6 protein-coding genes are annotated in these 10,832 nt (G+C 71.6%); all 6 read right to left on the bottom strand.

From position 1 onward, the window contains the following. Positions 1–194 precede the first annotated feature (194 nt). The 6 genes from ACYP33_RS24265 to ACYP33_RS24240 all read right to left on the bottom strand — a co-directional run bounded on the left by ACYP33_RS24265 (position 195) and on the right by ACYP33_RS24240 (position 10,809). Entirely contained in the window at positions 195–1,844 is a 1,650-nt protein-coding gene (locus ACYP33_RS24265) for a hypothetical protein (protein WP_459624253.1), read from the bottom strand. Positions 1,845–2,049: 205 nt separating this feature from the next. Further along, positions 2,050–6,420, bottom strand: coding sequence for an autotransporter (locus ACYP33_RS24260; protein WP_459624252.1), 4,371 nt, complete (start codon positions 6,418–6,420; stop codon positions 2,050–2,052). Positions 6,421–6,584: 164 nt separating this feature from the next. After that, complete coding sequence (locus ACYP33_RS24255) at positions 6,585–9,509, bottom strand: ATP-binding protein (protein ID WP_414448578.1); 2,925 nt, start codon at positions 9,507–9,509, stop codon at positions 6,585–6,587. A gap of 55 nt (positions 9,510–9,564) precedes the next feature. Beyond that, positions 9,565–10,020, bottom strand: coding sequence for a CesT family type III secretion system chaperone (locus ACYP33_RS24250; protein ID WP_206131310.1), 456 nt, complete (start codon positions 10,018–10,020; stop codon positions 9,565–9,567). Between the two features lie 129 nt (positions 10,021–10,149). Further along, the gene (locus ACYP33_RS24245) at positions 10,150–10,422 is read right to left on the bottom strand and encodes a hypothetical protein (RefSeq protein ID WP_414440798.1); all 273 of its coding nucleotides are present in this window, start codon (positions 10,420–10,422) and stop codon (positions 10,150–10,152) included. 141 nt (positions 10,423–10,563) lie between these two features. After that, positions 10,564–10,809, bottom strand: coding sequence for a type III secretion protein (locus tag ACYP33_RS24240; protein ID WP_206131309.1), 246 nt, complete (start codon positions 10,807–10,809; stop codon positions 10,564–10,566). Positions 10,810–10,832: the final 23 nt, after the last annotated feature.

Raw genomic sequence — 10,832 nt, 5'->3', positions numbered from 1 at the left:
GGCGTCGCGCCCGGGCCGCAATGGGCCGGGTGCGACGCCGGGGCGAGGAGGTCCGCGCGAGCTTGCCGCGCCGGCAGCAGGCCCGAGCAGGCCCGAGCAGGCCCGAGCGAACCCGAGCGAACCCGAGCGAACCCGAGCGAACCCGAGCGAACCCGAGCGAACCGGCGTGACGCCAACTCTCGCCAGGCGCGCCGTCAGACCGCCGTGTTGCGGCGTTGCAGCAGCGAGCCTTGCTGTTGCTGCGCCGAGGTGCCGGTGGCGACCGGCAGGATCGGGCCGCCGTCGGCATCGCTGTCGTCGCTGTGATCGACCTCGTGCACCGACGCGTTGCCTTCCGTCTTCTTGGTGCTGCCCATCTGCGCGAACGGCGCGTACATCACCATGCCGAGCAGCAGCGCCACGGCCAGGTTGTTGACGTTGGTCTGCGCGCCTTCGCTGAGGCCGGTGGTCTTGTCGGCGACGATCTGCGAGAGCAGCGTGCTGGCCGTAAACAGCGTCGCGCGGGCCGGGAACGCGCCGGTGGCGGTGTTTTTCAGCTCCTCGAGCGTCGGCATGTGGAGCGAGGCCTTCAGGGCCGGTGCGCCGCCGGCGGTGATCGAGTTCGACACCAGGTCGTCGGCCACTTCGCCGAACATGTTCCAGCCGGCGCGCTCGGCCGAGTGGTCCGTCTGCAGCACCTGGCCGGCCGCGCCCGCGCCCGACGGGCTGGACGTGTACGACATGCCCGAGCCCACCACCATCTGGTCGGCCACGTAGGCCGTGCCGGCGGCTTGCGATTGCGCGAAGCTCGGCGTCTTGTCCTCCTTCGGATCGAGCTTGACGAACTGCTGCACGCCGTCGCGCATCGCGCAATACAGCACGAACGCGCCCAGGCTGGCCGACGCGCCGGCCATGCTGCCGGTGCCGACCGCGGCCAGGCCCATCACGCTGCCCACCGCCATCAGGGCGAGACGCGAATTGCGGCTGGTGTTGGTGGCGATGCCCTTTTCCTTGTCGCGCATCATGCCGGTGACGAGCAGCGCGATCGGCGCGGCCGTCAGCATCAGGCCGATCATCGATTTCACGTCCTTCGACACCTTGTCGTCGCTAAGGAGTTCGCCGAGCTTCTGGCCGGTCAACTGACGCAGGAACGTCGGGCCGTAGACGGTCGGGATTCGCGCGACGATCGAGTGCGCGGCCGAGGTCACGAACTTGCCGACCGGGTTCTCGAAGTTGTTGTTGACGATGTCGTTGGCGAAATCGAGCACGCTCTGCACCATCTTGCGTTGCTCGGGCGTGCTCGGCTCGGCGCTGTCGTCGGTGCCGATCGCCTGGTGCAGCACGGCCATGTTCGCGTCGAGGCGCACCGGGTCGTGCGACACGTCGAACGCCTCGATCATGTCGTGCATCTGCGTTTCGAGCTGGCTCAGGCCTTCCGAGCTGAACTCGGCCAGTGCCGGCGCGTCGGTGATGTCCGTCTCGTGGATGCTGTGCAGGCTGTGGAGGCTGACCGAATCGGTTTCGCCGAGCATCGTGCGCTCTTGCTGCGTGGCGTGCGTGGGATGCGTCGGGCGGCGCTGCATGCGCGGCGGCGGCGGGTGCTGGGCGTTGCGGCGCGCGGCGGCGGCCGCCGAGCTGGACGCGGCGGTCGACGACGATGCGGTGGTTTGCGTCTGCGGGCGCGTGCGCACGCTCAGGCGCGAGCCGCCCTCCTGACGCTGCGAGGTCAGATCCGACAGCGCGTTGTTGCCGGCGCGCGTGGTGGGCGCGTTGGTCGTGTTGTGGGTGGTGGTGTGATCGGTCGGGGTGGACGACTCGCCGATGGGCGGCGTATTGGTGCGCCCGGAGATGCTGTTGGTTGCCATGAGGCCCTCTCGTAAGGATCGAGTCGCCGGTGCATGGCACATGCATCGACCTGATCCAGTGTTCCAGTGTTCGGCAACAGTAGCGAGATGGGGCGCGCGCCGGCGGCAAAACGCGAACGTGCGTCGTGCATGACGAAGAGGCCGCCGCGCGGGAGGCCGATCCGACATCTGCATTACATCGTGGCGTGCTGGATGCGGGGACGCATCAGGCGCGCGGCGGCGGGTCCTGTTCATCGCTCGCGTCGAAGCTGTCGCGGGCGTCGAAGAACGTGTCGCCGTCCTGGTCGACGTAGGGCGTTTCGGGCGGGCGGGCCGGCGGCGTGGCGGTGCTCGCGGCGTTCGCGCGGGCGGTGCCGGGGCCGGTGCTGCTGCCGGGCGTGGGCGGTGGCGGTGCCGGGCGCGTCGGCGGCGCGGTGCGCGGGGTGGCGGTGCCGCTCAGTGCGTCGAACGACTGGAAGCGCGACGCGGTGCTCGACCCGGCAGCGGACGTCGGATCGAGCAGGCTGTCGAGGCCGGTGCGGGTGCCTGCCGCGGGCGGGGGCGGGGGCGGACGCAGCGGCGAGCGCGCCGGGATCGGCGGCAGGGCCGATTGCGGACGGCGTTGCGATGTCGATGGCGCGAGCGGCGGCGCGATGGGGCGCTGCTGTTGCTGCGTGTCGGTTGGGATCGCAGGCGGGGTACGCGTGGGAGCCGGCGGCACGACGGGCTGCTGCTGCTGTTGCCGCGCGTCGGTCGGCACAGCAGGCGGAGTGCGCGTGGGCGCAGGCGGCGCGACAGGTCGTTGCTGTTGCCGCACGTCGGTTGGGATCGCAGGCGGAGTACGCGTCGGAGCGGGCGGCGCGACAGGCCGTTGCTGTTGCCGCGCGTCGGTTGGGATCGCGGGCGGAGTACGCGTGGGAGCCGGCGGCACGACGGGCTGCTGCTGTTGCCGCATGTCGGTTGGGATCGCAGGCGGCGTCCGCGTCGGAGCCGGTGGCACGACCGGCCGCTGCTGTTGCCGCACATCGGCTGGCACTGCAGGCGGCGTCCGCGCGGGCGGCGGCGGCCGCAACGCCGAGCGCGGCGGCACCACGGGCGGCACCGGCACCGCAGGCACCGCAGGCGGAGGCACCACCACGGGCGGCACCATCACCGCCGCCGCCTGCCGCTCCTGATAGCGCTCGAGCTTGTCGAGATCCGCGAAATCGGCCGACTCGGAGACGATCTCGTGCTCGCCCGACACCTGCGTGACCGACGTCGCGATCAAGCCCGCGTTGAGGCCCGTGCGCGTGGTGATCGCGTTCTGTTCCTTGACCTTCAGGTCGGACGCGATCCACGACGCCGGGTTCGTCATGATGTCGTCGATCCGGCGCGCCACGCTCGCGGTCGGCTGGCCGTGCACGGCGTCGCTGGCGGTCAGCGCGTCGATCTGCCTGGCCGCGCTGTCGCGCAGCCGGAAGCGATGGAAGAACGTCTGGTTCGGCGCCGAGTTGGCGCGCGCGTCGCCGAGCAGCGCGTCGATCTTCCGGTCGGCGGCCTCGTGCGCGGTGGCCCAGTGCGCGGGCGTGGCGGTATCGACATCCACGCCCTGCGCCTTGAGCGACTTCAGCGCATACAGGTCGCGCCACGCGCCCGCCTGCGCATCCACCGCGTGCGTGAACGTCTCGGCCGACTTGTATTCGACGTCGACCAGGCACGAGCGCGGCACCAGCTTGCCGTTGTCGCGCGCGATCTGCACGCGCGATTCGATGCCGGAATCGGTCAGCGCGAGGATCGCCGACGGCGTGTCGATCGACGACAGCCCCAGCCCCACGTCGTGCGCCTTCGGCCCGAGCGACACCGAGCCGCTCAGGCCGCCGGTCAGGCGCGCGACCCAGCGCGCGCCGCTGCCCGAACGATGCTGCTCGACCTGCAGCGCGCCGGCGTCGTCGTGAACCTCGCGCGTATGGCGGCGCGTGGCCGTATAGCCGGCGCCCACGCCGATGCCGGCGGACAGCGGCGTCTTGGGAATCCCGCCGTACACGCCCACGTCCACGGTGCCGCCGCGACGCACGGTGTCGTCGATGCCGTCGGTCCAGCCGACCGAAATGTCCGGATCTTCCAGGAACTGGTCCGCCAGGCGGTTCCAGGTGTCGCCCTCGTTGCCGGTGCGCGCCGTCGCGGAACTGTCGACCAGATGCTCGAACAGCGCCGCGTACTTGGTTTCGAGCGTGCGGTCGTCGAAGTTGGAGCCGTCGGGCAGCACGCGCCGCGCCACCCGCAGCGACACGCCGCTCGGCTCGTTGCGCTCCTGCTGGTGCAGCACGGCCTGGGTCGTCACGCCCGCGCGCAGGTAGGACAGGCCCACGTCGAAGTCGTAGCCCACGCGCACCCCGAGCCCGGCCTGCGCGCTGATGCCCTTGGCGGTGCCCATGAAGATTTCCGAGCCGTAGTTGCTGCGCGCGAACTCGACCAGCGCCGAGCGGTTGCCGGCCGCGCGAAGGTCCACGCGCGGCTGGATCGGCACGCCGTGCACGCTGAGCAGCTTGCCGACGTTGGCCGACAGCCCGCGCGTGCTGAAGCCGAACCGGTTGCCGTCCTGCATGCGCAGCCGCGCGCCGGACGGGATCGTCCTGACCACCTCGGACAGCGCCGCCACCACGCCTTCCTGGCCCGGCGTGGCGACTGTTTGCGGCAGGTTCTTGGTGTCGCTCCTAAGCGTATCCACCGCGCCGATGAAATCCGCGTCCTCCACCCCGGCGCGCTGCGTCCAGCCGGCGATGCGCTGCGCGTTGAACGGCACCGTGCCGAGCGCGCGGAACGCCGGGTCCTGCTGCGCGTTGCGGCCCGACCAGCCGGCCGTGTCGCGCAGCATCGCGTCGCGTGCGGGCATCAACTCCGGAGTGGCGGACAGATCCTCGGTGGCCAGCGCGTTGCGCATCTCGTTGGCCTTCGCGACGATCAGCCTGGTTTGCGCGGCATCGGGCTGGCCGGTCTTGAAGCCGCCCTGATCGAACCAGACATGCAGCGCCGCCAGCTCGGCGATCGAGTGGCCCGGCTGCGCGTGCGTGAGCGTCGCGGCGGGCTGCATCATCGGCCGGTCGAGCAGCGCGCCGCGATGCTCGGCCAGCTTGGCGAGCGACTTCTGTTCCTTGGCGATGGTGGCGCGCGTGACGTCCTGCGTGCCGCCGCGCAGCGCGGCCAGCGGCGCGCGGTGCTTGCCGACCGAGCGCGCGGCGAAGGTCTTCCAGCGCGTCTCGCCCGCCTGGTCGAGCGCCTTGCCGGTGAACTTGTGCAGACGCGAGCGCGTCTTCGCCAGCGGCGTGCCGGGGCCGTCCTCGCGATAGTGCTGGCGCCACGCGAAGAAGTCGCCCTTGTGCGCGGCGCTCATCTGCGCGACGCCGTGCGTGTTCGCGGTGGCCGCCGCCGAAAACGCGCGCGCGGCCAGCGTGGGCGTGCCGCCGGCCGCCACGTTGCGCGCCTGCACCGCGCCGGGCGCGGGGTCGTTGGCGGGCGTCAGCGCGTCGTGCGGGCCGGGATCGGCGTGATCGGCCGCTTCGAGCATGGTGCGCTGCGCGTTGATGCGCAGCGGCGTGTCGTCGGGGCGCGGGCCGCGCAGCACCTGCAGCGCGTCGAAGCCTTCCTCGGTGCGCGACAGGGTGCGCGCGGCGAGCCAGGCGCGGGCGCGGGTCTCGTCGAGCGGCTGTGCCGCGCCGGCCGGGTTCGCGCTGGTCGATTGATCCATCTGCGAGAAATCGAGCCGCGACATTTCATCGAGGATCGCGCGCGCGTCCGTGGAGCGGGTCGCGCCCGCGCTGCGCAACGCGATGGCCAGCAGCGCGCCGCGTTGCGTGGAGGGCGCGGCATCGGGCGCGCCGAGCCCCGCGAGGCGGCCGGCCAGGATCGCGTTGTCGCCGCCGTTCACGCGCTGCACGCCGGCCGGCTCGGGGAACCACACGTCGACCTGGGTGCGCAGCGCGTCGGGGCTGTCGAGCGATTCGATCCGCATCGCCTGCTCGTCGGCATCCTCGTGATCGTCCTCGGGCACTGCGGGCAGCGCGCCGCTCAGTGCCGCGCCGGCCTTCTTGCCCGCGCGGCGGCGCAAGGCCTCGGCGTGCGAGGCCTTCGGGTCGGCCGCGTAGCGCGCGCCGCCGGTGACGTATTCGCTGGCGCCGATCGGCCGGTTCGCGCTGATGCGCTGATGGAACGGCGTGGACAGTTCGGAGCTGGCGGCCTGCACGTGCGTGACGACGCTGGCGGCCACGCCGCGCGAGGCGCCCGCTTGCGTGCGAGCTGTGTTCGGTGCGGCGTTCGGATTGGCGTTGTGGCCGCCCGAGCGCGAGAACATCGCCTTCAGGCGGGTGGTGCCCAATTGGCGGCGTGCGGCATCGTGGTTCGGTGCGGGATGGACCGGGTCGCCCGCCGTGCGCGCGTCGGCCGGTGCGTTCTGCCGGGTCGCGTCGCGCCGGTTCGGCAGCGGCGCGGCCGGCTGCGTGGTCGGTGCGGCCTGCCCCGGCACCACGTGCGCCACGCCGGGCACGCCGCGCGCGGCCGGCTGCTGCGGCTCGGCGGCTGCGGTCCCACCGATGCGGGCGAGGACGGACTTGAACGACGGCATCGAGGCTCCGTGGCGCCATGCGGGCCTCGCGCTTCATCGCGAGGCCCGCATGTTGGGATGGAGTGCCATGCTAGGGCGCCTGCGTGACATCCATTAGTCACGACCCTCACGGTATCGGAAGCCATGTCGCGCCATGCGAAGCGGGCTACGCCGGGCGCGACTTCTCAGGGCGTGCCGTCGAGCGCGTCGAGATCGGCGCGGATTCGTTCGACGATGCGATAGGCGCCCTGCTCGGTGGCGCAGCGCAACGCGGTGAGCAGCGCGCGGCGCGTGAGCTCGGACGCCTCGCCGCGCGCCCGCGACAGCCGCCCTTGCAGATGCAGCAGCCAGGGCAGCGTCCAGCGCTCGCCGGTGCGGTCGGCGCGGCGCGCGGCCTGCGCGATGCCGTTCGCGAGCGTGTCGGCCAGCACCGGCTCGGCCTCGAACGGAATCGACGGCAGCAGCGTGGTGACGAATGCCAGCTCGACGGGCGGCACGCGGTGCGATTCGAAGCGCCCGGCGATCTCCGCGACCAGGGCGCGCGCGGCCTGCCGGTCGCCGGATCGGCCCACCAGCCAGCGTTGCACGTCGAGGCCGGTGCGCAGCCAGCGGCGCGGCGCGGCCGAGCTGGCCAGCTCGACGAGCGCCGCCGCGTAGGCCTCGGCGCGTGTCACGTCGTCTTCCACCACGGCCAGCGCGCAGGCGTGGCGCAGCGCGACGCAGCACGACAGCGGTTCGTTGTCGGCGGCCATCAGGTCGGGGATCTCGCAATCGCGCGGCGTGCCGCCCACCAGCCATTGCACGGTGGACAGCGCCGCGTTCGCGATCAGGTGCAGCGACAGGCCGTGGCGGGTGGCCAGCGCGCGTGCCTCGCGCACCACTTCGGGCGGGTTGGCGGCGTCGCCGGCGGTGCCGCCGAGCAGCGGAATCGCCTGATGCAGATCGCCCGTGTAGGCGCGCAGCATGCCCTCGATGAGCTGTGCGTTGTGCTGCGCGGCGGGCCAGCGCGCGGCGTCGGCGATCTCCGAATACTTGCGCGACAGCTCGCGCGCGCGCTCGGTTTCGCCGCGGATCTGCGCGCGGAAGAACAGGTGCAGCAGCGCGCGCAGCCGCGTGGAATTGTCGGCGCAGGCGCTGGCGATCTCATAGGCGCGCTGCCATTGAAGCGCCGCCTCGCTGGCCGCGTTGCGCTTGCAGGCCAGCGCGTTCGCGAGCGCCGCCGCCACCCGCATCTCGGGGCGAATTCGGCGCACCGCGCCGTTGTCGCCGCATACCGCCACGCGTCGCGCCCAGCCCACGTATTCGTCGCCGAGCACGAGCCGCACCCACAGCGGCGCGGAATGGTCGAGCAGGTCCGCGCCGAGTTCGGGCTTGCCGTTGTCGATGCTCCAGTCGAGCGCGGCGCGCAGGTCGGCCAGATCGTGACGCACCGATGGCGGCGCGAGAAACGGCCCCGCGCCGAAGCGGCGCGCCATGCTGCGCGCGATCTGCGCCGCGTGCAGCGCGCCCGGCGTGGCGCGTTCGGGCGTGCGCGCGAGTGTCGCCAGCGCGAAGCGGCGCACCGAGGGCGGCAATTGCAGGCGCAGTTCGCCGTCGCATTCCACCTCGTCGACGAGGCCCGCCGCCACCAGGTTGCGCAGCCGCCGGCCGGCCACCTCGGCCGGCGTGTCGTCGAGGCTGAGCGCGCGGTCGAACGCCACCAGCAGCTCGATCCCCGTGGCTTCGTCGAACGCGCCATGAAACAGCCCGAGCCGGCGCAAGGTGCTGCGCGTGCCCGCGTCGAGCCGGCCGTAGACGAATTCGACGCACGCCAGTTGCAGATCGCCATGCGGCAGCAGCCGGCGCCGCGCGCCCGAGCGCTGGGTGAGGAAGCGGTCGAGTTCGGTCGCGGCGCCGACGAACGTCGAGCGCACCTCGCCGCTGGCGGCCAGCGCGACGGCCAGATCGGCGGCCAGCAGTTCGACCGGATGCGGCATGCCGTCCACGCTCGCGCAGATCGACGCGGCGGCGGCCAGCGCATCGGCCGGCAGGCGCGTGGCGCCGGGCGAGCCATCGCGGCGCTGGCGGCGCAGGAAGGCCGAGAAGAACAGCGCCAGTGCATCGCTGTTGCCGGCGTCGTCGGGCTGGTGCGCGTCGGCCGAGACGCCGAGCGGCGCGACGGCGATGGTGCGTTCGCCGAGCACCGCGAGCGGCGCGTCGCCGGTGGCCAGCACGTGCACGCCGAGCGCGGCGGCCGTCAACTGCTCGATCACGCGCGCCACCGCATGCCGCAGCGGCGAGACGTGATCGATGACGATCAGCAGGCGGCGTTCCCGCAAGGTGTCGGCGAGTTGGTACGCATCGAGCTCGCCGCCGGCGGTGTCGACGTCGAGCGCATCGGCGATCGCATGCACCACGCGGTCGGGCGTCGACAGCGTGGCGAGCGGCACGTAGGCCACGCCGTCCGGGAAGCCCGGCGCAAGGCCGCGCGCCGCCTCGATCGCGAGGCGGGTCTTGCCGATGCCGGCCGCGCCGGTCAGCGTGACGGTGCGCGCGGCCGGCACGGTGGCCAGCAGTTCGGCCAGCTCGGCGTGACGGCCGACGAATGGCGACGGGTCGTGCGGCTGGGCCTGGGCGAGCGTGTCGCGCGCGAGCGGCGCGGGCTGGAGCGGTGCGTCGTCGAGCGGAGCGGGGCTGTCGGCGGGCGCGGCGGCCGCGTCGCGGGCCGGGCGTTCGCCGCCGTCCACGTCGGGCTGATCGACCACCCGCAGGTCGCCGGCGAAGCGGTAGCCGCGGCCCGGCACGGTTTCGATCAGGTCGCGATCGTCGCCGAGCACGCGCCGCAGCGCGGAAATCTGGGACTGGACGGTATTGGCGTCGACTTCGAGGCCGGGCCAGGCCGCTTCACGCAGCGCGGTGATGGCCACCGCGCGGCCGTTGGCGTCGATCAACAGGATCAGGATGGCGAGCGGGCGCGCGCCGATCGAGACGATTTCGCCGTCGGCGATCAGCAGGCCCGCATCGCGCAGCAGCCAGAAGCGGGAAAAAGCGATCGTGCGGCCGGCCGGGGTATCGGACGGCGCGAGCACGCTGCGCCGGTTGGGCGCGCGTGGGGAATCGGATTTCGACATCGGGGACTACACGGGACGCCTGACTCGGGTTGATCGGCCGAGCGGCGCTGGACGGTCATGCGCGCAACCAGACGTACTCCCCGGAGGCGATGCCGTCGAACATGTCGTCGCTCGATTCCATGATGTTGCGCCGCCAGTAGCGGCCATGCTCTGCGTAATGGGCGAGCAGATCGGCCAGTTCCGCACCGTCCACGCCGCTGTCGAACGGAATGCGCAGTATCAGTACCACGTTCCCGGTATCCGTGTCGATCCCCATTTGTGCCTGATCCTGCGCGTAAACCAGCAGATTCGCTTCGAGCATCAGGCGGAAAATCGTCAGGGTTCGGCCGGCGGTGACGGTTCCGTAATGGAAGTTCGCGTACATCGCGTCGATGTCGTTATCGAAGTAATCGAGGCGGACGTCGAAACCTTCGACCTCGATCGCGCGCGTGGTCAACACGTCCTGCACGTCGGGCAGGCCGATGACGGCGCAGAGATCCTCGATCAACCAGGTATAACGGTCTGAGCTCATGCGATGGACTGGGCTGGACTGGGAAGGCCGGGTGGGGGGGAACAACGGAAAACAAAAAGGGCGGCCGCCCGGAGCCGGGCGAAACCGCCGCCACGACGGCGCCGCGTGACGCGACGCCCGCGTGTGTCATTAACCGCCTTGCGATGCGCTTTTGACGTTGCTCGCGCCGCTCTTCATCACGTTCGCCAGCGAAGCCGCCATGCTCTGTTGGAGCTGCATCTGCGCCGAAGCGAGCGTCATCTGGTTCATCTGGTTGCTGATGCCTTGCATCTGCGATTGCGTCGATGCCGAATCGGCCGAGCCGGCTGCCGAGTTGGCTGCGCCGCTTGCAACGTTGCCTGCCGTGCTGGCCAAACTGGAGGCCGAGCCGGCCAGCGAACTGATATTACCGAGAGAAGGCATGGTGTTACCTCGCGAGTCTAGGAAGTTCGGTTTTCGAAGGAAAGACAGGTACTGCCACTGCGATGCCGGTCCGGTTCCGTCACGCCGTGGCGGGCACGGAGCCGGGCAGCGTTCGAAGGCGGCGTGCCGCCCGCGAATGGGTTACGACGCGTTCGCGCGCTGCTCCTGCAGCTTGGCGAGCGCTCGCGAGGTCGCGAGAAAGCCGCGATACAGCTTCGCGAGATTGCTGCGGTCGAGTTCGTTGGTCGACGGGGTCGCGCCGATCTTCTCGGCGGTCGCGTCGAGCGCCGCGCGCAATGCGTTGACGCGGGCCTGGCTGTCCGGCGCGTTCAGCAGCGTGCGGATGTCGTTGAAATCCTTGGCGTGCGGTTCGAGCGGTTCGTACATGATTTCGATCCCTGTGGTGACGT

The sequence above is a fragment of the Burkholderia sp. 3C genome, assembly GCF_054589155.1.
The sequence above is the reverse complement of the archived record's forward strand: the minus strand, read 5'-3'. Positions and strand labels throughout refer to the sequence as shown.

What these genes read in the sequence shown, in the direction of transcription:
- ACYP33_RS24265 (WP_459624253.1), bottom strand. Translation starts at nt 1,844, where the DNA reads ATGGCAACCAACAGCATCTCCGGGCGCACCAATACGCCGCCCATCGGC.
- ACYP33_RS24260 (WP_459624252.1), bottom strand. Translation starts at nt 6,420, where the DNA reads ATGCCGTCGTTCAAGTCCGTCCTCGCCCGCATCGGTGGGACCGCAGCC.
- ACYP33_RS24255 (WP_414448578.1), bottom strand. Translation starts at nt 9,509, where the DNA reads ATGTCGAAATCCGATTCCCCACGCGCGCCCAACCGGCGCAGCGTGCTC.
- ACYP33_RS24250 (WP_206131310.1), bottom strand. Translation starts at nt 10,020, where the DNA reads ATGAGCTCAGACCGTTATACCTGGTTGATCGAGGATCTCTGCGCCGTC.
- ACYP33_RS24245 (WP_414440798.1), bottom strand. Translation starts at nt 10,422, where the DNA reads ATGCCTTCTCTCGGTAATATCAGTTCGCTGGCCGGCTCGGCCTCCAGT.
- ACYP33_RS24240 (WP_206131309.1), bottom strand. Translation starts at nt 10,809, where the DNA reads ATGTACGAACCGCTCGAACCGCACGCCAAGGATTTCAACGACATCCGC.